The sequence below is a fragment of the Pseudomonas sp. G3-19 genome, assembly GCF_054855875.1.
Genome location: NZ_JBMPIQ010000003.1, coordinates 3176151 through 3199906, shown reverse-complemented (window position 1 = coordinate 3199906; position 23756 = coordinate 3176151). Strand labels below are relative to the sequence as shown.

Sequence of the window (23756 nt, the reverse complement as noted above, 5' to 3'; positions counted from 1 at the left end):
TCCCTTATTGCCACGGCGTGCGATCAAGTTCGCTCAGGTGCCTGCTCAGCTCGGTGCGCACTTCACGAATCTGGCGCTCGTCCTGCGAGTCGAGCGCGATCTGGAATTGCTTGGCCCAATGGCCAATCTGATCGCGCAGGTCGCCCAGGCTTTCCTGGTAGAGCCGTTCGAGACGGGCACTGAGCAGCGTGTTGACCTGTTGCTCGCGCGGGTGAATCTTGAGCTGAGCGAGGTTCTGCAAGCGTTGCTGAATCTCTTCAGGCGTGAGCACGCCGGGGTTGTTTTCGATGACCAGCGAATGTTGTTGCCCAGTCAGCGGAATATTCACCTGGGCCTCCAGCAGGCCGTTGTTGTCATAGGTGAAACGGACATCGAGGGACACTTCGCCGGCCTTGCGTTTCGGCACCTTGATCGCCAGTTCGCCAAGCGCGACGTTGTCTTTGACCAGACGGCTTTCGCCCTGGAAGATCCGCACGACCACCTGCTCCTGATTGTCCTGCAAGGTGTACACGGTCTTGACCCGGCTGACCGGGACGATGCTGTTGCGCTCGATGATGGGCAGGTAGTGACCGGCCTCATAATTGCGGCCAATCTGAGTCGAAGTTTCGATGCCCAGCGTGTAGGAGCAGACGTCGGTCAGCACCACTTCTTCAAGTGCGGCCGAGCGGGCCTTGAGTGCTGCCTGAATGGCTGCGCCTTGCGCCACCACCTGATCCGGATCGAGGGTGATCGACGGAAAGCGGCCGAACAACCCGGCGGCAAGTTTGCGCACCAACGGCATCCGGGTAGTACCGCCGACCAGCAGAATCTCATCAAGGTCGCTGACCCGGATGCGTGCGTCGCGCAGAGCCCGTTCGATCGGCGCGCGCAGGCGCTCGAGCAGTGGCATGTAAAGCGTCGCCAATTCTTGCTGGGTGATGGTGTGGGTCCAGTGGCGGTCACCCAGTTGCAGCCGGAACTCGGCGCTGCTGTCCTGGCCGAGGGCCTTGCGCACACGCTCAGCCTCGCGGCGCAGGGGCTGGATGACGCTGTTGCGGTCAGGAAAGTCGGCGACCGAGCGGTGCTGGTCGATAAAGTGTTCCAGCAGCACGCTGTCGAAGTCTTCACCACCGAGGAAGTTGTCGCCGGCGCTGGCGCGGACCTCCATGACCCCTTCGAACAACTCCAGAATCGACACGTCGAACGTGCCGCCCCCGAGGTCGAACACCAGGAACGAGGTTTCCTTGTCGCGTTGGTGCAGCCCATAAGCGAGGGCGGCGGCAGTCGGTTCGTTGATCAGCTTCTCGACTTTCAGCCCGGCCAGCTCGCCGGCGATCCGCGTGGCTTTGCGCTGGGCGTCGCTGAAGTAGGCCGGGACGCTGATCACCGCTTCAGTGACGGTTTCGCCGTAAGCCCGTTCGACGTCTTCTTTCAGACTTTTGAGCACCAGCGCGGACAGCTCTTCCGGACGAAACGCCTTGTCCGCCAGATAGACTTCCGTGGCGCTGCCCATGTGACGCTTGAACAGCGACGCCGTCAGGCGCGGATGAGTGTGCAGACGCTCGCGCGCAGCCTGGCCGACCAGAATCCGGCCCTGATCATCCAGCCCCACCACGCTCGGTGTCAGGAACTGACCGAGGGCATTGGGCACCAATTCGGAGGATTCGCCACGCCAGACGGCGACGAGGCTGTTGGTGGTTCCCAGGTCAATCCCTACGATCATTGCAACAACTCCCTTGGCGCTTGGCAAAAAAATGAAACATATTTTCGGCGCGCAAGGATATTACCGAGGCGGTAATGCGGTAAAGGACGATGATGGCGCTGAGCCATTATTTGCGACAGAAAGCCATGTCGGCCTCAACACGGCGCTGTCAGGAAGGGAAAGGCTGGGCGTCGGCCGATTGACCGCGCCCCGCACTGACTCAAGGAATGACCGGCGGCGTATACGCCAATGTCGTGCCCAGCACCCACAGCAAGAACAGCACCAGCGGCGTGTGCACCAGCAATTGCACGAACGAGAAGCCGATCAGGTCTCGCGCCTTCAGACCGAGCACGCCCAGCAGCGGCAGCATGTAGAACGGGTTGATCAGGTTCGGCAGCGCTTCGGCGGCGTTGTAGATCTGTACCGCCCAGCCGAGGTGGTATTGCAGATCGTTGGCGACTTGCATCACGTACGGCGCTTCGATGATCCACTTGCCGCCGCCGGACGGGATGAAGAAACCGAGAATCGCCGAGTACACGCCCATCAACAGCGCATAGGTGTCGTGGGAGGCGATGCTGACGAAGAAGGTCGAGATGTGATGCGCCAGCGTCTGTGCGTCGGCACCTTTGACCGTGGTCAGCAGCGCGGCGATCGAGCCGTACAACGGGAACTGGATCAGCACGCCAGTGGTGGTCGGCACCGCGCGGGCCACCGCATCGAGGAAGCTGCGCGGGCGCCAGTGCAGCAGGGCGCCGAGCATGATGAACAGGAAGTTATAGGTGTTCAGCCCGGAAATCGCGGTGATCGCCGGTTTGCTCGAGAACTCGTGGAACAGCCAACCGGCCGCCAGCAACACCAGCAGAATGATCAGCAGCGGACTGTGCTCCAGCCATTCGCCGGGTCGGGTGCGTGGTTGCAGCGGTGGCAGGTTGAACGCCGGGTCGATGCCACAATCCTTGGCGTCGCGCGCAGAGTTCGGGCCGGGTGCGGTGGCGTAGGCGACGATGATCGAAATCACGATCAGCGCCAGCAGCATGGCGCCGGACTGCCAGAGGAAGATGGTTTGGGTGAACGGAATCACCCCGGTGATCGACAGGATCGCCGGCGGCAGGCTCGCCGGGTTGGCCTGCAACTGCGCCGCCGATGAGGACAGGCCCAGCGCCCAGACCGCGCCCAGGCCCAGATACGCCGCCGCACCGGCCGCGCGGTAATCCATTTTCAGATCGGTGCGGCGGGCGAGGGCGCGCACCAGCAAACCGCCGAACACCAGCGACAGGCCCCAGTTCAACAGCGAGGCGACCATCGAGATCAGCGCGACCCAGGCCACGGCAGAGCGGCCGTTTTTCGGGATGCGCGCCAGTTTGTCGATCAGTTTGACCGCTGGCGGTGAACTGGCGACGACGTAGCCGCCAATCACCACGAAAGCCATTTGCATGGTGAACGGGATCAGGCTCCAGAACCCGTCGCCAAAGGCCATCGCGGCATCGGTGGGTTTGGCGCCCATGGCCAAAGTGGCCAGCGCGACAATGATCACCGCCAGTGCGGCGAACACCCAGGAGTCGGGGAACCAGCGTTCGGCAAAGCTTGAACAGCGCAAGGCAAAGCGCGCAGAGCGGCTATCTTCGATATCAACGGCCACAGGGAGTACCTCGGATTTTTATGGTTATTGTGGGTCTGCAGCACGCTGAGTGCTTTGGGTGGGAGCGGGCTTGCTCGCGAATGCGGTGTGTCAGTCGACGCTGATTTGGCTGACACAGCGCATTCGCGAGCAAGCCCGCTCCCACAGGTTTTCACCAGGTGCGGCTGGAGACTGGTCTAAACAGTAAATCAAGCCTGGCTGTTTTGTGAGCTGGTTTTGCGAAACCGGGACTATGGTCTAACGGGTTGTCCCCAGGCAGATTTGCGTAGACCATGGGCGCCTTGGTTTTTTGCCTGCCAGAGTTCTTTGCCATGACTGCCCAATCCACAGCCCGACCGGCGCCGTTCAGCCGCTCCGACTACAAGACCCTCGGTCTTGCGGCCCTCGGCGGGGCGCTGGAGATCTACGATTTCATCATTTTCGTGTTCTTCGCCCTGACCCTCAGCCAGTTGTTCTTCCCGCCGGAAATGCCCGAGTGGCTGCGTCTGCTGCAAAGCTTCGGGATCTTTGTCACCGGTTATCTGGCGCGCCCGCTGGGCGGAATTCTGATGGCGCATTTCGCCGATCGTCTGGGCCGGAAAAAGGTTTTCAGTCTGAGCATCCTGATGATGGCGCTGCCGTGCCTGCTGATCGGGATCATGCCGACTTATGCCCAGATCGGTTATTTCGCACCGCTGCTATTGCTGGCGCTGCGCATCCTGCAAGGCGCGGCGGTCGGCGGCGAAGTGCCGAGCGCCTGGGTGTTCGTCGCCGAGCACGCGCCTGCCGGGCATCGCGGTTACGCGCTGGGCTTTTTGCAGGCCGGGTTGACCTTTGGTTACTTGATTGGCGCGCTGACCGCGACTTTCCTTGCACAAGTGTTCACCCCGGCGGAAATCCTTGATTACGCCTGGCGTTATCCGTTCCTGCTCGGTGGTGTGTTCGGCGTGATCGGTGTCTACCTGCGCCGCTGGTTGAGCGAAACCCCGGTGTTCATGGCCATGGAAGCCCAGCGTGAAGCGCGGGTCGAACTGCCGTTGCGCACGGTGCTGCGCGAACATCGTCTGGCGATGTTGCCGGCGATGCTGCTGACCTGTGTGCTGACGTCGGCGGTGGTGGTGTTCGTGGTCATCACCCCGACCATGATGCAGAAAACCTTCGGCATGACCGCCAGCCACACCTTCGCCCTGAGCGCGTTGGGCATCGTCTTTCTCAACATCGGTTGTGTGATTGCCGGATTGCTGGTCGATCGCATCGGTGCCTGGCGCACGGTCATGCTTTATAGCCTGCTGCTGCCGTTGGGCATTGGTGTGCTTTATAGCTGTCTGATCATGGGCGGCAATTGGGTCGGGCTGGCGTATGCCGTCGCCGGCTTGGGCTGCGGTGTGGTCGGCGCGGTGCCATCGGTGATGGTCGGACTGTTTCCGGCGCGGATTCGCGTGTCGGGCATCTCCTTCACCTACAACATTGCCTACGCCGCGTGGGCGAGCATCACACCGCTGTTGCTGATCGGTCTGATGCCTTGGAGTCCGTGGATCTGCGTAATGTTCTGTGCGGTGATGGGCGCAGTCGGCATTGTCAGCGCGGCGTATTTCGGTTCGCGCATGAGCAGTGTCGGGCGCCAAGCCGTGGCGCCCTGTTCCTGACGAGTGTCAGGTCAACCAGTGCCACCACAATAACGTCCCCACCAGTCCCACCACCGAGACAATGGTTTGCAGAATCGACCAGACCCAGATCGTCTGTTTGAGTTGCAAGCCAAAGTACTCGCGAACCATCCAGAAGCCGGCGTCATTCACGTGGCAGAAGAACACGGAGCCGGCGCCAATCGCCAGCGCCACCAGTGAGCTTTGCGTCGCGGCGAGCCCCGCCATCATCGGCGCCAGAATCCCCGCCGTCGTGGTCGTGGCGACCGTCGCCGAACCCGTAGCCTGACGCAACGCCACGGCAATCAGCCAGGCCAGCAGCAGGTAGGGCATGTGCGCACCCTCGGCGACTTTGCTGATGGTCTGGCTGACGCCGGCGTCCAGCAAGGTCTGCTTCAAGCCGCCGCCGGCACCGATGGTCAGCAGCAACACGGCAATCGGCGCCAGGCTTTTGCGCAGCGTGCCGCCGACTTGATCGCGTGGCATGCCGTTGGCCCAACCGAGGCAGATCACTGCCGCCATCACCGCAATGCCCAGCGCCACCAACGGTTCGCCGAGGAACTTCAGGGTCAGGGCGACGCTGCTTTCCGGACTCATCGCGACTTTCGCCAGGGTGCTGCCGAGCATCAGCAGCACTGGCAACAGAATGATCAGCAGCGACAGGCCGAAACTCGGCTGGCGCGGCGCTTTCGGCGGGGCGCTGAACAGTGCGCCGAGCTCTGCCGGCTCATCGACGTGCATGCGTTTCGACAGCCAGTTGCCGTAGATCGGCCCCGCCAGGATCACGGCCGGAATCGCGATGCTGAAACCCAGCAACATGGTCAGCCCAAGGTCGGCATGCAACGCACTGACCGCGATCAGCGGCCCGGGATGCGGCGGCATCAGGGCATGCAGGGTGGTCATCCCGGCCAGCGCCGGAATGGCGATTTTCAACAATGGCTGACCCGAGCGGCGGGCCATGACGAAGATGATCGGCACCATCATCACCAGCCCCACTTCGAAGAACAGCGGCAGGCCGATCACCATCGCCACCAACGCCATGACCCACGGCAGGTACTTGCCTTTGCCCAGCCCGAGCAGCGTCGAGGCGATACGGTCGGCAGCGCCGGACTCGGCCATCAGTGCGCCAAGCATCGAACCCAGGGCAATGATGATCCCCGCTTCTCCGAGAATCGCCCCGGCGCCTTTGCTGAACGCCTTCGCTACATCCTCTGGCGGCAGACCGGCGCCGACACCGGCAATAAAAGTGCCGATCAGGATCGAGAGAAAAGGTGGAAGTTTGGTGGCGCTGATCAACACGATAATCGTCGCAATCGCCAGCAGGCAGCAAAGAATCAGGCGGGTGTCATGCATCATCCAGGCAGCGGTCGATAAATCCAAAACGGCACTCCTTATCGGGCGGTTACCTGCAACATGTTGTTGCAATTTGACCTGAGAATACCTGAAGTGGCCGGGCCAGAGCGGCGGCTTTTGTAACGGCTCAGTGGAGTGATCGATAGGAGTAAAAGCCCGGCGGGATTATTTTTGACTGACCGGTCTCGAACGCTCTTCAGAAAAGTTTTCCAAGGCCGATGGTTAAGCTGCATCCCGCTTTCTACCCTGCCTATCGGTATTTCCCCATGTTCAACAAACGCCTCAAGCAAGAGCTGGCTACGCTTCGTGAAGAACTCTCCAGCCTGCTGCAGGTGAAGGAAAGCCTGGAAAGCGAGATGCTGGTGCTGACTCTGGAACCTGATGGCCGGATTCAGTCGGTCAATCAGAACTTCCTTGGCGAGATGCTCTACAAGAGCCAGGATCTGGTGGGGCGCGCCATTGAAGATATCGTTCCGGCGCACGTGAAGGCCGACGACTTTCATCACCGTTTCAAGGCCGCACTCACCCGTGGCGAGCATTTCGCCGGAGCCGTGCGCCTGTTGCGTGGTAATGGCGAAGAGGCGTGGCTGCGCTCCATCGTGCAGCCGGTGCGCTCTTCGGACGGGCGGATCAAGCATTTCTCGATCTTCTCCAGCGACCTGACCCGCACCATTGAAGCCTCCCGCGAACACGAAAACCTGATCGGCGCGCTTGTGCGTTCGACGGCGGTGATCGAGTTCGACCTCAATGGCAACGTGCTCAATGCCAACGAGCGCTTTCTGCATGGCATGGGTTACAGCCTGGCGCAGATCAAAGGCAAACATCACCGGATGTTCTGTACGCCCGAGGAGTACAACAGCGCCGAGTACCAGAATTTCTGGCGTCGCCTGAACAACGGCGAGTTTGTCGCCAACCGCTTCAAGCGGGTCGACAGCCATGGTCGTACGGTGTGGCTGGAGGCGTCCTACAACCCGGTGGTCGATGCCAACAACAAACTGTACAAAGTGGTGAAATTCGCCACGGTGATCACCGATCAGGTCAATCGCGAACAAGCGGTAGCCGACGCGGCCAGCATTGCCTACAGCACTTCGCAGCAAACTGACAGCACCGCTCAACGTGGCACTACGGTGGTCACCGAGGCAGTGAATGTGATGCGTGATCTGTCGCGCCACATGCAGGCGGCTGGTGAGGGCATCGAGGCACTGAACGAGCAGTCGCAGGTGATCGGTACCATCGTCAAAACCATCAGCGGCATTGCCGAACAGACCAACCTGCTGGCGCTCAACGCCGCCATCGAGGCGGCTCGCGCTGGGGAACAGGGCCGGGGCTTTGCGGTGGTTGCCGACGAAGTGCGGCAACTGGCCTCGCGCACCAGTCAGGCGACCGAAGAGATCGTCACCGTGGTGCGACAGAACCAGGAGATGGCGCGCAATGCCGTGGCCCTGATGACCGACGGCAAGCTGCAGGCTGAACAAGGGTTGGCGCTAGCGGCGGAGGCGGGCACGGTGATCGTCGAGATCCAGGACGGCGCGCAGAAAGTGGTGGATGCGGTCGGCCAGTTTGCCAATCAACTCTCTAACTAATCTCCATTGATCCCATGTGGGAGCGAACTTGCTCGCGAATGCGGTATGTCATTCAACATAGATGTAACTGACCTATCGCCTTCGCGAGCAAGCTCGCTCCCACAGGTTTTTCATCCGCCTTCTTTCTGTGGTCTGGCGCTACAATCTGTTCCTTTTTCCCCGGAGCAGATCCCCATGAGTGCTTCCCACCGCCGCCCGGTGCCCTTGAACAAAGCCTATCGTCTGCTCAATCACGGGCCGACCGTGCTGGTCAGCGCTGCCCATGACGGCCAGCGCAACATCATGGCCGCCGCGTGGGCGATGCCGCTGGATTTCGAACCGCCGAAAGTTGCGGTCGTCCTCGACAAGTCCACCTGGACCCGCCAGTTGCTCGAAGCGTCCGGCACTTTTGTGCTCAACGTGCCGTGCGTCAATCAGGCTGACATCGTGCAAACCGTCGGCAATACCTCGGGTCTGGAAATCCAGCAGAATCAGGGGCAGGACAAGTTTCAGGCTTATGGCCTGCAAACCTTCGCCGGTGAAACCGTCGAGGCGCCTCTGTTCGAAGGCTGCGTGGCCTGGCTCGAATGCCGCTTGCTGCCCGAACCGCGCAACCATGAGCAGTACGACCTGTTCCTCGCCGAAGTCATCGCCGCTCAGGCGGATGAACGGGTGTTCAGCGACGGGCGCTGGCATTTCGACGGGCATGATGGCTTGCGCACGCTGCACCACGTGGCCGGCGGGCATTTCCTGACGATTGGCGATGCGGTGGACGGTAAAACCCTGCCGCTGTGACCTGCATCTGATGGAAAAGGCGCGCCGGATGTAGCAAGGTGTGGGGCATTGTCGAACCAATCAGGCGCTCGCCCCATGGACCTTTCGCTTTATCTCGCCCCGTTGCTGTCGCTGGCGCTGTTGTGGACGGTCGCGGTGGTCACCCCCGGCCCGAACTTCTTCAACATCGCCCAACTGGCGGTCAGCCGTTCCCGACGCCATGGCGTGGTCGCGGCGCTGGGCGTCGCCACCGGCACCGTGTTGTGGGGCCTGGCCGGCGGTTTGGGGATTCAGACCTTGTTCAGCGCGGCGCCAACCCTGTACCTGAGCTTCAAGATCGCCGGTGGCTGCTACCTGATCTACCTCGGCCTCAAGCAGTTCAAACGCAAAGCGCCGATTGCCGCCGGTACGCTGGATGAGTCGCAGCAGACCCTGCTCGGCGCCTACGGGCGAGGCTTTCTGGGCAACATGACCAACCCCAAGTCGGCACTGTTCGTCGCCACCATCTTCGCCACCGCGATGCCGGCCCACGTCCCGCCGCTACTGCTGACGCTGGCCGTGCTGACCATGACCACGCTGTCGTTCAGCTGGTATTGCAGCGTCGCGCTGTTCTTCGCCAGCCGCCGGATCGCGAGCGTTTACGAACGGTCGCGGCAATGGCTGGATCGCTTGGCCGGTGGTTGTTATCTGCTGTTTGGAGCGCATCTGGTGGCTAATCGCTGAGCCGGGTGATATTGCGCGTTAAACCCGTTGCATAAAAAAGGCTTACCTCGCGGTAAGCCTTTTCTTTTTCCTGCGTCGCCTCAATCCCCCAACGCTTCCCCCTCACGCCGTGGATCCGCGCCACCTTCCAGCGAGGCTTTCCCTTGCGCATCCTTGACCCGCACGATCGCCTGCGTGCCGCTGGTCATGTCGATTTCATTCACAACATGTCCCTTGTCCTTCAGCGCCTGAATCAGCGCCGGGCTGAACTGGCCCTGTTCCAGTTCGGTCGGGCCGTTGCGGCTGCCGAAGTTGGGCAGGCTGATGGCGCTTTGCGGGTCGAGGTTCCAGTCGAGCAGGCCGAGGGTGGTCTTGGCCACGTATTCGATGATCTGCGAACCGCCCGGCGAGCCGACGCTGGCGAGGAATTCGCCGCTGTTGCGGTCGAAGATCAGCGTCGGCGCCATCGACGAGCGTGGGCGTTTGCCGGGTTCGACGCGGTTGGCGACTTTCTGCCCGTTCTCTTCGGGGATGAACGAGAAGTCGGTCATCTGATTGTTCAGCAAAAAGCCCTGCACCATCAGATGTGAGCCGAATGCCGCTTCGATGGTGGTGGTCATCGACACCGCGCCGCCCAGATCATCCACGGCAACGACTTGCGAGGTGGAGATGCGCAGCGGCGAGCGATCCGGCGCGTAGGCCACCTGCACGCCCGGCGGTGTGCCCGGCTTGGCGCTGCCCATGCTGCGCTCGCCGATCAGGCTGGCGCGGCTGGCGAGGTAACCCGGGTCGACCAGGCCTTTGACCGGCACCGGGACGAAGTCGGTATCGGCCACGTATTGCGCGCGGTCGGCGTAGGCCAGGCGTTCGGCTTCGGCGATCAGGTGCACGGCTTGCGGTGCCGGTTCGATGCCGGCGGGTTTGTCGGTTTTCAGCGGTTTGAGCGGTGTCAGCGACAGACGCGGGTCGCGGCTTTCCAGCGCCTGCAACGTGCCGAGAATCTGCGCCACGGCGATCCCGCCCGACGACGGCGGCGGCATGCCGCAGACCTGCCAGCGCTTATAGTCGGTGCACAGCGGTGCGCGTTCCTTGGCCTGATAGCGCTGAAGATCATTCAGCGACAGGCTGCCGGGATTGGCGTGGCCCTGCACCTTGGCGACGATCTCTTCGGCGATCGGACCTTTGTACAGCGCGTCCGGACCTTCGGTGGCGATGCGCTTGAGCACGGCGGCCAATGCCGGGTTTTGCAGACGGGTGCCGACGGCTTTGACGCTGCCGTCGCGGTTGAGGAAGTAGGCGGCCATGTCCGGCGATTTACGGATCACCGGGTCGGATTCCAGCAGCGAATGCAGGCGCGGTGAAATCGCAAAGCCCTGCTCGGCGAGTTTGATCGCCGGTTCGAACAGCGTGGCCCACGGCAGGCGACCGTGTTGTTTGTGTGCCATTTCCAGCGCACGCAGCACGCCCGGAGTACCCACCGAGCGCCCGCCGATCTGCGCCTGCGGGAATGGCATCGGTTTGCCGTCGGCCTGCAGGAACAGCTTCTCGGTGGCACCCGCCGGGGCGGTTTCACGTCCGTCGTAGGTGCGCACCTGTTTGCCGTCCCACAACACGATCATCGCACCCCCACCGATCCCGGAGGATTGCGGTTCTACCAGGGTCAGCACCGCTTGCATGGCAATCGCCGCGTCGATGGCCGAACCACCCTTGCGCAACATCTCGCGACCGGCCTCGGCGGCCAGCGGATTGGCGGCAGCGGCCATGTGTTGACTGGCGTGGCGAGTCTGCAGATCGGTGCGGTAACCGGAAGCGGCCTCCGGCGCCAGCGGCAAGGTCGAGGAGGGCGGGGCGTTGCACGCGGTGAGGGTCAGGGCGCTGATGATCAGCGTCAGGGCAGGCAGGCGAAAGCGGCTCAGGGGCAGGGCTGGAAACACGTGGGGCTCTCCGTCCGTGGGGTGAAAGGTCTGACGGACTTTATCGACCGCTCGGTCGCGACGCAAACCGGTGGGCATTTTTGTCTTTCTTTTCCGGGCGGATATTCGCTAGGGTCAACGTCAAACTCATCGAACTGAAACAAAGCCCCTGTGGGAGCGAGCTTGCTCGCGAATGCGGCGTGTCAGGCAACCAAAATGTTGAATGCACAATCGCTTTCGCGAGCAAGCTCGCTCCCACAAATACAAAACCAACAAGAGGCGACGCATGCACAGCGAGTTCCCCACCGAATCCAGTTACCGCGATCAACGCGAACGGTTTCTTGCCGCCACCAACGCCGCTGGCGCCACGCTCACCTCCTACGCCCATCCGCGCTGTGGCCCTTTCGGCGAACCGCTGCGCACTGATGTCGCGGTGCTCGGTGATCCGCAGGCAAAGCGCCGGCTGGTGGCGCTCAGCGGCACTCACGGAGTTGAGGGCTATTACGGCTCGGATTGCCAGATCGACTGGCTGAAGACCTTCGTGCCGGGCTCGCTGCCCAAGGATGTCGCGGTAGTGATGATCCACCTGATCAACCCGTGGGGTACGGCGTGGCTGCGGCGGGTCAACGAAGACAACATCGACCTCAACCGCAATCACCTGGATTTCGCAGGATCGCTACCGGACAACCGCGCCTACGCCACGCTGCACAAGATCTACGCCTGCACCGATTTGCACGGCCCCGAGCGTAAGCGCGCCGACGCCTTGCTCGACGGGCAAATTACCGAACACGGCTGGCCGGCGGTGATGTCGATTGTCGAGGGCGGTCAGCATAGCCATCCCGATGGACTGTTCTATGGCGGCCGCGCGCCGAGCTGGTCGAATCGCACGTTGCATCAGATCATCGACGCGCATCTGGCAGGCGCGCAAACCGTGATGTGTTTCGACCTGCACACCGGCGCCGGCGAATACGGTCATCCGATGTTGCTCACCATCACCCAGGCGCCTTACCCGGCGTTGGCGCAAGCACAGTCGATCTACGGCCCATGGTTGTACACCTTGCACACCGGCGCCGAAACGTTGAGCGAAACCGGTGTCGCCGCGACGGCTACCGGCTACACCTCACAGGCATTGCTCAATGCGTTGCCGGGCGTGCAACTGATGCCGTTCGTGATCGAATGCGGGACGTATCCGGGGCCGGAGGTGCATCGTTATTTGCGCGATGATCACTGGTTGCATCTGCATGGCGATCCGCTGGATGCGACGGGGCGGGCGATCAAGTTGAAACTGCTGGAGCAGTTCTATCCGGCCGATCCGGACTGGCGGGCGATGGTCGGGTTGCGTACTCGGCAGATCTGGGCGAAGGGGCTGATGGCCCTGTCGGCAGAGCAGACCTGAATAGGTCAGGATTGGCATTGTGGTGAGGGATTTATCTCCTCACCACAGAGGGCGGTTTTCTCGAGGCATAAAAAAACGGCCTACCTTTCGGTAAGCCGTTTTTAGTACTTGGTGGCTACACAGGGACTTGAACCCCGGACCCCAGCATTATGAATGCTATGCTCTAACCAACTGAGCTATGTAGCCAAGTGGCGCGCATTATTCCCCTGAAATGGAAAAGCGTCAAGCGTAAATTTAAAATATTTCTTCTTATTTTCAACCGCTTATCCTCCGCCCCCGGAAATCGGGGCTGGGCAGGGCGTCAACGCAGCTGGAATCTCGCGGTATTGGCGCTCAACGCATGGCTGCCTTGGCTCAGCGTGTCCGCTGCGAGGTTCACCGCCCGCGCACCTTCAAGCAAACGCATCGCGGCCTGATCGACTTGTTGAATATTGCCGCTGACTTCATCGGCGGTGCTCGCCTGTTCCTCAACGGCGGTGGCGATCTGCGCCAAAGTGTCAGTGACACTTTGCACCGCGCTGGCGATTTCACCAAGACGTTCACCGAGGCCGGTCACGGCTGCGGCATCTGATTGTGCCTGGCCGCATGCGGCTTCCATCAGACTCACCGCTTCGTTGACCGTGGCGCGCAAGCTGTCGACGGTGCCGGCGATCTGCGCGGTCGACGATTGGGTGCGCTGCGACAGGCTGCGCACTTCATCGGCGACCACGGCAAAGCCGCGTCCCTGTTCGCCGGCGCGTGCCGCCTCGATCGCAGCATTGAGCGCCAACAGATTGGTCTGCTCGGCGACGCCACGAATGGTGTCGACCACCAGTTGAATCTGCTGGCCCTGTTCGCTGACTCGACCGAGTGCCGCTGCGGTTTCGTTGAGGCGTTGATTGAGCTGCTGAATGCTCGCCGTGGTGCGCTGGCTGTCGCGGCTGCTGTCGGCGGCGATGCGCCGGGTGTGCTGGGCGCTGCCGGAAGCCTGTTCGCAACTGGCCGCCACACCTTGCGAAGTGGCGGCCAGTTGCGTGGCAGCGGCGGCGATCTGGCTGATCTGCAACTGTTGTGCTTCGACTTCGCTCAGCGCGCCGCTGGAATGATCGTTGAGGCTGCGCACCGCGTGGCTCAGTTGCGAGGTTTCGTGATCGACCCCGAGCATGCTCGCGCGCAGTTGCACCACCGCGACGTTGAGCGCGGTGCTGATCGCCGCCAGCTCATCGCGGCCCACCACCGGCACTTGCAGGCTGAGATTGCCGTCACGCAGGGCCTCGGCCAGCAGAGTAATGCCGCTGGCGCTGCGGCGGATCGAAGCCTGCAGACAGACGAACAGGTACAGCGCCGCCAGCAGCAGGCAACCGAACACGGCGGCGACCACAATGAACTGGCGAATCGCTGAGGCGTGGTAGGCGTCCAGACGCTGATCCAGCGACAGCAGCGATTGCTGGCGCAACGACGCGAGATCACCCAGCAGAGCATCGAGGCTGCGTTCGAAGTCTTCAGGCTTGAGGGTAATGCTGCCGCCGAACACGCCGTCATCCAGCACCTTCAGCCCAGCGTCCAGACGCTTGAGGCTGTCGTGGTATTGACCGGCCCAGGTTTGCAGATCGCTCGGCAGGCGCGCTTCGAGCAGGCCTGCCGTTTTGACAAGCTGCTCGCGGGCGTCGCCGATGCGGCCGCGCAGGTCGCGTAGCTGCAAGCGACTTTGCAGGGTGAATTGTCCCGAGACCACCGAAGCCTGGCCGACGGCGGCGAGGCGGCCCACACGCTCGATCAGATCCGGTGCGTGCTGCGTGGAGATCTGCGTCAGCAGATAGGTCTCCAGCCATGGCGCCAGCGTCAGGCGGTTGTCCATGACGATCTGCTCGCGCAAGGCTTGCAGGGCGCTGAGGGCGTTGGTGAAACGATCGTAACCGTCCGGCCACCAACCGACGCTGCTCAGGCTTTTCGAATCCAGACCACCGAGCGCGGTTTGCAGGGCTTGATAGCGGGCGAGGGTTTCGCCTTCGGCACCTTCATTTTTCAGCGCGTTGCCCAAATCGCTGGTGGCTTGCTGGACGGCTGGTTGCACCGCGTCAAACGCCGCCATGGCAGCGAGGGTGGCCGGGGTTGGCTGGCGATTGGTTTCGGTGGCGCGCCAACGGGCGGCGCGGTCACGCTGGGCGGCGAGCAGGTTGTCCAGCGCATCAAGGCTGAGCAACTGGCGTACGCCGGCGCGTTCGCCGGAAATCAGGTTGAGCTTGTCGCGATAGTCCTGGCCGATCATCAACAGGCTGCCGGCCAACGGCAGAATAAATAGCAGAAACAACAGCTGGAATTTACGCGCGAATCCAAACCGCCCCAGCAATTTGATCCCCGGTGACAAGAAAGCCTGCATGCCTCATGACTCCTCTGGACACCACGCACCATTGGCGTGCATCACGGTCGTGCGACCTCGATGTCGTGCCCTGCTAAAAGGCCCCGAAAGTTCACTCTCGCCCGCTCTGTAGGCCGGCTCTGTAGCGAAACTTCCCATTCTCGGAGGCCTTTGTAAGGCCGCCGCGTTCGAGGGGAGAAGCAAGGCAAGATTCAGACCATGGCGTTGCGCTATCACCTATCCCATGTAGGAGCTGCCGAAGGCTGCGATCTTTTGATCTTTGTTTTTAAGATCAAGATCAAAAGATCGCAGCCTTCGGCAGCTCCTACAGAGATTGGTCTGTTATTCGGTTGATTAGTTAGCTGGCTAAGGGGATGGCGCTGGCGCACCGAAAAATGGCACATTGACGCACCTGCCTGCGTGCACCCATCTGCTGTACGGAAACTTTCATGGCTATCAGCAACGTTCAGACCGCCGCTGCCTCGGCGTCCGCTCCTCCGCAAAGCAGCCCGTTGGTGATGCGTATCATCGGCGCGGTGGCGCTAGCGCATTTGATCAACGACCTGATTCAGTCGGTGCTGCCGTCGATTTATCCGATGCTCAAAGCCAACTATGGCTTGAGCTTCACCCAGGTCGGCCTGATCACGCTGACCTTCCAGTTGACCGCGTCGCTGTTGCAGCCGTGGGTCGGTTATCACACTGATCGCCATCCGAAACCGTGGCTGTTGCCGGCGGGTTCGATCTGCACGCTGATTGGCATCGTGATGATGTCGGTGGTCGGCAGTTTTCCATTGATTCTGCTGGCAGCGGCGCTGATCGGTATCGGTTCCTCGACCTTTCACCCCGAGGCGTCACGGATTGCCCGGCTGGCCTCGGGCGGACGCTTTGGTCTGGCGCAATCGACCTTTCAGGTCGGCGGTAACGCCGGTTCCGCGTTCGGCCCATTACTGGCAGCGGCGATCATTATTCCGTTCGGTCAGGGCAACGTGGCGTGGTTCGGTCTGTTCGCGGTGTTTGCGCTGTTCGTGCTGTATCGCATCAGCCGCTGGTACGCCCATCACCTGAACCTGTTCAAGCTCAAGGCCGGGCAGGCGGCGACTCACGGGTTGTCGAAGGGCAGGGTGATCAGTGCGCTGGTAGTGCTCGGCCTGCTGGTGTTCTCCAAGTATTTTTACATGGCCAGCCTCACCAGCTATTTCACCTTTTACCTGATCGAGAAGTTCGACCTGTCGGTGGCCAGTTCACAGCTGCACCTGTTCCTGTTTCTCGGCGCGGTGGCGGCGGGGACGTTCTTTGGCGGGCCGATCGGCGACAAGATCGGGCGTAAGGCGGTGATCTGGTTTTCGATCCTCGGCGTGGCGCCGTTCACGTTGCTAATGCCGCACGTCGATCTGTTCTGGACCACTGTCCTCAGCGTGGTGATCGGCTTCATTCTCGCTTCGGCGTTCTCGGCGATTGTGGTTTACGCGCAGGAGTTGGTGCCGGGCAATGTCGGGATGATCGCCGGGGTGTTCTTCGGCTTGATGTTCGGGTTTGGCGGGATTGGCGCGGCGCTGCTTGGGCATCTGGCGGATGTGCACGGTATCGAGTACGTGTATTTCCTGTGCTCTTTTTTGCCGTTGTTCGGGGTGTTGGCGATTTTCTTGCCGCGCACCAAAAAAACCTGACCTACACAATTCCAACTGTGGGAGCGGGCTTGCTCGCGAAGGCGGTATATCAGTCGATATTAATGTGGCTGACCCACCGCCTTCGCGAGCAAGCCCGCTCCCACAGGGGGATTGGTGGTATTGCAAACAAATCTGTCAGGCACAAAAAAGCCGCGTATCAAACGCGGCTTTTTCTTGGGCGTGTCGCTTACACGTTGAAGCGGAAGTGCATCACGTCGCCGTCTTTGACGATGTAGTCCTTGCCTTCCAGGCGCCATTTACCGGCTTCCTTGGTACCGGCTTCGCCCTTGTACTGGATGAAGTCGTTGTAGGCGATGACTTCGGCGCGGATGAAGCCTTTTTCGAAGTCGGTGTGGATCACGCCGGCGGCTTGTGGTGCGGTGGCACCGACGCGGACGGTCCAGGCGCGGACTTCTTCGACACCGGCGGTGAAGTAGGTCTGCAGGTGGAGCATTTCGTAGCCGGCGCGGATCACGCGGTTCAGGCCAGGCTCTTCCAGGCCCAAGGCCTCGAGGAACATGTCTTTCTCTTCGCCGTCGTCGAGCTCGGCGATTTCCGCTTCGATCTTGTTGCACACCGGAACCACCATAGCGCCTTCTTCTTCGGCGATGGCCTTGACCACGTCCAGGTGCGGGTTGTTCTCGAAACCGTCTTCAGCGACGTTGGCGATGTACATGACCGGTTTGGTGGTCAGCAGGTGGAAGCCCTTGATCACCGACTTTTCGTCCGCGCTCATGTTCTTCATCAGGCTGCGCGCAGGCTTGGCCTCGGTGAAGTGCGCGATCAGTTGCTCAAGCAGAGCTTTCTGAACCACGGCGTCCTTGTCACCGCCCTTGGCGTTGCGCGCGACTTTCTGCAGTTGCTTCTCGCAGCTGTCGAGGTCGGCGAAGATCAGTTCCAGGTCGATGATTTCGATGTCGCGCTTCGGGTCGACGCTGTTGGACACGTGGATCACGTTGTCGTCTTCGAAGCAGCGCACCACGTGAGCGATGGCGTCGGTTTCGCGGATGTTGGCCAGGAACTTGTTGCCCAGACCTTCACCTTTCGACGCGCCGGCCACCAGGCCTGCGATGTCGACGAATTCCATGGTGGTCGGCAGGATGCGCTTCGGATTGACGATGGCCGCCAGGGCTTCCAGGCGCGGATCCGGCATCGGCACGATGCCGCTGTTCGGCTCGATGGTGCAGAAGGGGAAGTTCTCGGCCGCGATACCGGATTTGGTCAGGGCGTTGAACAGGGTGGACTTGCCGACGTTAGGCAGGCCGACGATGCCGCAATTGAATCCCATGGTGTTTCCCCTCGGATTAGAGTCAGGCCTTCTGGCTGTGCAGGTTTTTCATCGCGCGGTTCCATTCACCGGCGAGGATATCCGGCAGCACGCCGAGGGCAAAGTCGATGCTGGCATCGAGTTTTTCCTGTTCGGCGCGTGGCGCACGACCCAGGACGAAATTTGAAACCATACTGGCGACGCCCGGGTGGCCGATGCCAAGCCGCAGGCGGTAGAAAGTATTCTGATTGCCCAGTTGCGCAATGATGTCGCGCAACCCGTTGTGACCGCCATGGCCGCCGCCCTGCTTGAGCTTGGCGACGCCCGGAGGCAGGTCGAGTTCGTCGTGCGCCACCAGGATTTCTTCAGGCTTGATGCGGAAGAAACCGGCGAGTGCCGCCACGGCCTGGCCGCTGCGGTTCATGTAGGTGGTGGGAATCAGCAGACGAACATCCTGACCCTGATGCGAGTAGCGCCCGGTCAGGCCGAAATATTTGCGATCGGCCACAAGGCTCACACCTTGCGCGGCAGCGATGCGCTCAACAAAAAGGGCCCCTGCGTTATGCCGGGTCTGTTCGTATTCAGCGCCTGGATTACCCAGGCCAACGATCAGTTTGATGGCAGTCACGATAGGGGCCCTTCCTTGGAGTGGTGGTTAACATCGCCGCGATCAGTGAAGGCGGCGAAAGTGGACGAAAGTTGCTCATTTACCATGAATGTAAACTCCGCGTTCTCGCCCGCTTTCTCGCTACGTTCCAGTCCGCGATGTTTCACTCACTCCGACGAACAGAGTGAAATTACTCTGCTGCGCCTTCTTCGGTAGCTTCTGGAGCAACACGTGGAGCGTGGACGTTGGCTACTGCCTTGTCATCGCCGTGTGCCAGAGCAACGAACTCGACACCTTTAGGAGCTTTGAGGTCCGACAGGTGAACGATGGTGCCGATTTCAGCGTCAGCCAGGTCGACTTCGATGAACTCAGGCAGGTCTTTTGGCAGGCAGGAAACTTCGATCTCGGCAACAACGTGCGAGATTTCGCCGCCTTTCTTCACTGGAGCAGCTTCGTTGATGAAGTGCACAGGAACGATAGCGGTCAGTTTCTGGCCAGCTACAACGCGTACGAAGTCAGCGTGCATCACGTGGCCTTTGGCCGGGTGACGTTGCAGAGCTTTGATGACGACGTTTTGTTTCTTGCCACCAACGTTCAGCTCGATGATGTGGCTGTAAGCCGCTTCGTTTTCGAGCAGTTTGGCAACTTCTTTGGCCAGCATGCTGATGGATTCAGGGGCTTTGTCGCCACCGTAAACAACAGCTGGAACCAGAGCGGCGAGACGACGCAGGCGGCGGCTCGCACCTTTCCCCAGGTCGGAACGCACTTCAGCATTCAGAGTAAAATCGTTCATTTTGTATCTCCAAAATAGCCATGACCGAGTGGCGTTTGCGACCAGCGCCAAACACGGTATGGGCAAAAAAGCCCCGCCCCGACAGGAATGCCGGGGCGGGGCGCTTTTCGTCAACGAGACATTTCGAGAAGGGCAGGGCCCTTAACGGAACATCGCGCTGATCGATTCTTCATTGCTGATGCGGCGAACCGCTTCGGCAACAACCGGTGCGATATCCAGTTGACGGATACGTGCACAGGCTTGTGCTGCAGCGGACAGCGGGATGGTGTTAGTCACCACCAGCTCGTCCAGCACGGAATTTTCAATATTCTCGATGGCCCGACCCGACAGCACAGGGTGTGTGCAGTAGGCAAAGACCTTGGCTGCGCCATGCTCTTTCAGGGCCTTGGCCGCGTGGCACAGAGTGCCGGCGGTATCGACCATGTCATCGACCAGAATGCAGGTACGCCCTTCGACATCACCGATGATATGCATCACTTCAGAGTGATTGGCTTTCTCACGGCGTTTGTCGATGATCCCGAGATCCACGCCCAGGGATTTGGCAACGGCCCGTGCACGCACGACGCCACCAATGTCCGGGGACACGATCATCAGGTTTTCGAAGCGCTGATCTTCAATGTCATCCACCAGAACCGGGGAGCCGTAGATGTTATCTACCGGAATATCGAAGAAGCCCTGAATCTGGTCAGCATGCAGATCAACCGTGAGAACACGGTCGATGCCGACTACGGTGAGCATGTCAGCAACGACTTTCGCGCTGATAGCCACACGTGCGGAACGCGGACGGCGATCCTGACGGGCATAACCAAAATAAGGAATAACAGCAGTAATACGAGTAGCCGAGGAGCGGCGGAAGGCATCAGCCATCACTACCAGTTCCATCAGGTTATCGTTGGTCGGAGCGCAAGTCGGCTGAATAATGAAAACGTCTTTACCGCGAACGTTTTCATTGATCTCGGCAGTAATTTCGCCGTCGGAGAATTTACCGACAGAGATGTCACCGAGAGGGATATGCAGCTGACGTACAACACGCCGAGCCAGATCGGGGTTAGCGTTCCCCGTAAAGACCATCATCTTGGACACGCGCAGTACCTAGAGGCTGAGGGTAACCTGGATGAGTATAGAAAATGGCAGGGGCGGCTGGATTCGAACCAACGCATGGCAGGATCAAAACCTGCTGCCTTACCGCTTGGCGACGCCCCTGTATCTGTTGCTTCAAGTGCCTGGCACTTGATTCCTTTTAGAGCAGACTTTGCAGCTTGCGATGCAACATCGAAACGTTGCTTCCTTTCGCTACAAACCCTGTAAGGGTCTCTGTCAGAAGGGCCGAGACTTTATCAGCTTCAGCTTTGCTTGGGAAGCCCCCAAACACACAACTTCCAGTTCCGGTGAGTTTTGCTTCGGTAAATTTACCTAACAAATCCAATGCGTTACGTACTTCTGGATAACGCCTTGCAACCACCGGCAAGCAGTCATTTCGACTGTTTCCCTCGGGAACGGGGCGCACTTTAATGGGCGGCGTGTTACGTGTCAACAAAGGATCGGAAAAAATTTCTGCCGTACTTACAGAGACTTGCGGCACGAGTACCAGATACCACGGTTCTTCGGGGTCGACCGGGGTCAGTTTCTCGCCCACGCCTTCGGCAAAAGCTGCATGGCCACGGACGAAAACCGGCACGTCTGCACCGAGCGAAAGGCCCAGTGCCGCGAGGCGATCTTCATCCCAGCCCAGTTGCCACAAGTGATTGAGGCCTAGCAGGGTGGTCGCGGCATTCGAGCTGCCGCCACCGATGCCGCCGCCCATGGGCAGCACCTTGTCGATCCAGATGTCGATGCCGAGTGTGCAGCCGGACTGTTGCTGAAGCATTTTCGCCGCGCGCACGATCAGGTTGCTGTCGTGGGGCACGCCAGCGAATTCGGTGTGCAGATGAATCACGCCGTCATCGCGCACGGCGAAGGTGATTTCGTCGCCGTAATCGACAAACTGAAACAGCGTCTGCAGTTCGTGGTAGCCATCTGCGCGGCGCCCGAGAATGTGCAGCATCAGGTTGAGCTTGGCCGGCGACGGCAGCGTCAGACGTGGAGCGGTCATGCTTTATTGCCCCAATTTACGCGGTTGCCAGGTCTTGATCACCAGCGTCACGTCCAGATCGGTGCCGTGCAGTTTGATCCGCTCGGGCAGCCAGTAACCGTTTTGCTCGGCGTAGCTGAGGTACTCGACCTTCCAGCCGTCCTGTTCCAGATTGGCCAGGCGACTGTCGTTATCGAGGGTCAGACGGCTTTTGCTGCTGGGGGCCGGCAGGCCACGGACCCACCAGGCCAGATTGGATACCGGCAGCTTCCAGCCGAGTTGCTCTTCGAGCAGCGCTTCCGGTGACTCGGAGTCATAGCGGCCCTGATTGGCGACTTCCAGCGAAACCTTGCCCGGGCGCCCGGTCAGACGTGCCGCGCCACGACCCAGCGGGCCGGACAGGCGAATGTCGTAGTAGTCCTGGCGTTGCAGCCAGAACAGCGTGCCGCTACCGGAATCTTTCGGTGCGCGAATGCCGATCTTGCCGTCGATCTGCCAGCCGTCGAGGCCGGTCAGCTGTTGTTTGTTCGCGGCCCACTGAGCCGGACTGCCGTGGCCCTCGACCGATTCGCGAGCGCCGAAACCCGCGCAACCGGCGAGCAGGGCGATGAAGCTGAAAACAATAACGTGGCGCAAAAACATGAGTTAAAGAGTCTCGGATCCGGTCAGGCGCTTGATGGTGCTGCGCAGGATGGTGCTGTCGGGCTGATCTTTGAGGTACTTGCCCCAGACTTGTTTGGCCTCACGCTGATTGCCCTTGACCCACAGAACCTCGCCCAGGTGCGCGGCGACTTCGTGGTCCGGGAAACGCTCGAGCGCCTGACGCAGATATTTCTCGGCGTCGTCCAGATTGCCCATGCGGAAATTCACCCAGCCGAGGCTGTCGAGTACCGCCGGGTCTTCCGGATTGATCTGGTGCGCCTGTTCGATCAGGGCCTTGGCTTCAGCGTAGCGGGTGGTGCGATCGGACAGGGTATAGCCCAGCGCATTGAGCGCCATGGCGTTGTCCGGGTCGCGCTTGATGATCAGGCGCAGGTCTTTTTCCATCTGTGCCAGATCATTGCGTTTTTCCGCGAGCATGGCCCGGGTGTAGAGCAGATTCAGATCGTCCGGGTATTGCTGCAAGGCTTTATCCAGGGTTTTCCAGGCCTTGTCGTCCTGTTTGTTGGCCGACAGGGTTTCGGATTCGATCAGATACAGCTGGATCGCGTAATCCGGCTGGGCATCGCGTTCGGCGGCGAGTTTGCTCTGGGCTTCGGCGGTCTTGCCGTTGTTCATCAGAATATCGGCCTGGCGCAGTTGCGCCGGCAGATAGTCATTGCCAGGGCCGACCTGCGCGTATTCGATCAGCGCGCCCTGCGGGTCGTTGCGTTCTTCGGCGATGCGACCGAGGTTCAGGTGCGCCGAGTCAACGTGGCTTTCCCGGGCGATCAGGTCTTCCAGGTAACCCTTGGCCTCGTCCCAGGCCTTGGCTTCCAGGCACACCAGTGCCAGCGAATAACGCAGTTCGTCGTCTTCCGGGTATTGCTGAACGAGGGTGGAGAACTCGACCTTGGCGTCATCCATCCGGTCCTGTTCAACCAGCGTGCGCGCATAAGTCAGGCGCAGGCGTTTGTCGTCCGGGTATTTCTTGATGCTTTTGCGCAACAGCGGCAGGGCTTCGTCGCCACGATTCATGGTTTGCAGCAGACGCGCGCGCAGCAGGATCGGCGCAATCTCGCCTTCTTCCGGCGGGTTGTCTTCGAGCAGTGTCAGGGCGGCTTTATTGTCGCCGTCCTGTTGCAGCAGCAGGGCCTTGCCGAAAATCAGCTGGCTGTTCTTCGGGTGGCGCTGTAGCAGACGGTCGAAACTTTTCATCAGGCCGTTGCGGGTTTCCTGATCGGTATCGGCGGCCGACAGGGCGAGGAAGTCGAAATGGGTGTCGCCCTTGCCCTGCAGGACTTTCTCCATATAGACCATGGAGTCGTCGTAACGCCCGGCGCGGGCCAGTTGCACGGCGGCGGCGCGTTGCGCTTCAAGGTCGTCCGGGGCGTTTTTTGCCCAGATCAGTGCGGTGTCCAGCGCAGGCTGGTCGGCACCGAGGTATTCGGCGATGCGGAACGCGCGCTCGGAAACCCCCGGGTCCTGAGTATTGATCGCCTGGGTCACGTAGTTGTCCAGGGCAATGTCGAACCGATTGCGCTGGCCGGCGAGTTCGGCGCTCAGCAGGCTGAAAACGGTTTCCTCGCTGAACGAGCTGTAAACCTTGGGTTTTTCAGGCGTGGACGCGGTGTCTTCGACCGGCGGGGTACCGTCCGGCGAAACGGGTGCCATGGCCTGGCAGCCGCTGAGGAAGACAAAAGCAAGGAGCAACGCGGAAGATCTATTCATA

18 protein-coding genes, 2 tRNA genes and 1 pseudogene are annotated in these 23756 nt (G+C 60.8%); 7 read left to right on the top strand and 14 right to left on the bottom strand.

The genetic code is table 11. The annotated features are described in order from the left end of the window. Positions 1–4 precede the first annotated feature (4 nt). On the bottom strand, positions 5–1702 hold the full coding sequence (locus ACOYXI_RS14680) for a molecular chaperone HscC (protein ID WP_003228190.1): 1698 nt from the start codon (positions 1700–1702) through the stop codon (positions 5–7). 199 nt (positions 1703–1901) lie between these two features. Then, positions 1902–3320, bottom strand: a complete 1419-nt coding sequence (locus tag ACOYXI_RS14675) for a short-chain fatty acid transporter (RefSeq protein ID WP_003228189.1) — start codon at positions 3318–3320, stop codon at positions 1902–1904. A gap of 311 nt (positions 3321–3631) precedes the next feature. On the opposite strand from ACOYXI_RS14675, the gene ACOYXI_RS14670 reads away from it, so the two are divergent. Beyond that, a complete protein-coding gene (locus tag ACOYXI_RS14670; protein ID WP_098968455.1) occupies positions 3632–4945 on the top strand; it encodes an MFS transporter in 1314 nt (437 codons plus the stop codon). A 6-nt stretch (positions 4946–4951) separates the two neighbouring features. Here the strand turns inward: ACOYXI_RS14670 and ACOYXI_RS14665 are convergent, their stop codons facing one another. Then, complete coding sequence (locus ACOYXI_RS14665; RefSeq protein ID WP_461674985.1) at positions 4952–6322, bottom strand: GntT/GntP/DsdX family permease; 1371 nt, start codon at positions 6320–6322, stop codon at positions 4952–4954. A 191-nt stretch (positions 6323–6513) separates the two neighbouring features. Between ACOYXI_RS14665 and ACOYXI_RS14660 the strand changes: the two are divergent. The 4 genes and pseudogenes from ACOYXI_RS14660 to ACOYXI_RS14645 all read left to right on the top strand — a co-directional run. Further along, positions 6514–7338, top strand: a pseudogene (locus ACOYXI_RS14660) (PAS domain-containing protein); the annotation flags it as partial. Further along, entirely contained in the window at positions 7318–7878 is a 561-nt protein-coding gene (locus ACOYXI_RS14655; RefSeq protein WP_371917798.1) for a methyl-accepting chemotaxis protein, read from the top strand. The pseudogene ACOYXI_RS14660 and the gene ACOYXI_RS14655, both read left to right, overlap by 21 nt. A gap of 174 nt (positions 7879–8052) precedes the next feature. Beyond that, the gene (locus ACOYXI_RS14650) at positions 8053–8652 is read left to right on the top strand and encodes a flavin reductase family protein (protein WP_134787327.1); all 600 of its coding nucleotides are present in this window, start codon (positions 8053–8055) and stop codon (positions 8650–8652) included. Between the two features lie 75 nt (positions 8653–8727). Continuing rightward, positions 8728–9354, top strand: coding sequence for a LysE family translocator (locus ACOYXI_RS14645; RefSeq protein ID WP_134787326.1), 627 nt, complete (start codon positions 8728–8730; stop codon positions 9352–9354). An 80-nt stretch (positions 9355–9434) separates the two neighbouring features. On the opposite strand, the gene ggt is transcribed toward ACOYXI_RS14645, so the two are convergent. Continuing rightward, entirely contained in the window at positions 9435–11267 is a 1833-nt protein-coding gene (gene ggt / locus ACOYXI_RS14640; RefSeq protein ID WP_266277742.1) for a gamma-glutamyltransferase, read from the bottom strand. 265 nt (positions 11268–11532) lie between these two features. Between ggt and ACOYXI_RS14635 the strand changes: the two genes are divergently transcribed. Further along, a complete protein-coding gene (locus ACOYXI_RS14635) occupies positions 11533–12642 on the top strand; it encodes a DUF2817 domain-containing protein (protein ID WP_134787324.1) in 1110 nt (369 codons plus the stop codon). Positions 12643–12751: 109 nt separating this feature from the next. Here the strand turns inward: ACOYXI_RS14635 and ACOYXI_RS14630 are convergent. Continuing rightward, a tRNA-Met gene (locus ACOYXI_RS14630) sits at positions 12752–12828 on the bottom strand. A 115-nt stretch (positions 12829–12943) separates the two neighbouring features. Then, complete coding sequence (locus ACOYXI_RS14625; protein WP_134787323.1) at positions 12944–15001, bottom strand: methyl-accepting chemotaxis protein; 2058 nt, start codon at positions 14999–15001, stop codon at positions 12944–12946. A gap of 428 nt (positions 15002–15429) precedes the next feature. On the opposite strand from ACOYXI_RS14625, the gene ACOYXI_RS14620 reads away from it, so the two are divergent. Further along, on the top strand, positions 15430–16647 hold the full coding sequence (locus ACOYXI_RS14620; protein ID WP_096797288.1) for an MFS transporter: 1218 nt from the start codon (positions 15430–15432) through the stop codon (positions 16645–16647). A gap of 187 nt (positions 16648–16834) precedes the next feature. Here ACOYXI_RS14620 and ychF read toward each other — a convergent pair whose 3' ends face one another. The 8 genes from ychF to ACOYXI_RS14580 all read right to left on the bottom strand — a co-directional run bounded on the left by ychF (position 16835) and on the right by ACOYXI_RS14580 (position 23755). Next, positions 16835–17935: a redox-regulated ATPase YchF gene (ychF, locus tag ACOYXI_RS14615; protein WP_047599160.1), complete on the bottom strand. Its 1101-nt coding sequence runs from the start codon at positions 17933–17935 to the stop codon at positions 16835–16837. Positions 17936–17957: 22 nt separating this feature from the next. Then, on the bottom strand, positions 17958–18542 hold the full coding sequence (pth, locus tag ACOYXI_RS14610; RefSeq protein ID WP_095136805.1) for an aminoacyl-tRNA hydrolase: 585 nt from the start codon (positions 18540–18542) through the stop codon (positions 17958–17960). A 169-nt stretch (positions 18543–18711) separates the two neighbouring features. Further along, positions 18712–19314, bottom strand: coding sequence for a 50S ribosomal protein L25/general stress protein Ctc (locus ACOYXI_RS14605; RefSeq protein WP_095136806.1), 603 nt, complete (start codon positions 19312–19314; stop codon positions 18712–18714). A 141-nt stretch (positions 19315–19455) separates the two neighbouring features. Next, the gene (locus ACOYXI_RS14600) at positions 19456–20397 is read right to left on the bottom strand and encodes a ribose-phosphate pyrophosphokinase (protein WP_003171603.1); all 942 of its coding nucleotides are present in this window, start codon (positions 20395–20397) and stop codon (positions 19456–19458) included. A gap of 45 nt (positions 20398–20442) precedes the next feature. After that, positions 20443–20517, bottom strand: a tRNA-Gln gene (locus ACOYXI_RS14595). A gap of 37 nt (positions 20518–20554) precedes the next feature. Then, on the bottom strand, positions 20555–21406 hold the full coding sequence (gene ispE / locus ACOYXI_RS14590) for a 4-(cytidine 5'-diphospho)-2-C-methyl-D-erythritol kinase (protein WP_027612238.1): 852 nt from the start codon (positions 21404–21406) through the stop codon (positions 20555–20557). A 3-nt stretch (positions 21407–21409) separates the two neighbouring features. After that, positions 21410–22027 (bottom strand): lipoprotein insertase outer membrane protein LolB, encoded by a 618-nt coding sequence (gene lolB, locus ACOYXI_RS14585; protein ID WP_095136807.1) that lies wholly within the window; start codon positions 22025–22027, stop codon positions 21410–21412. A gap of 3 nt (positions 22028–22030) precedes the next feature. Then, positions 22031–23755, bottom strand: coding sequence for a tetratricopeptide repeat protein (locus ACOYXI_RS14580; protein WP_096797286.1), 1725 nt, complete (start codon positions 23753–23755; stop codon positions 22031–22033). Position 23756 lies beyond the last annotated feature (1 nt).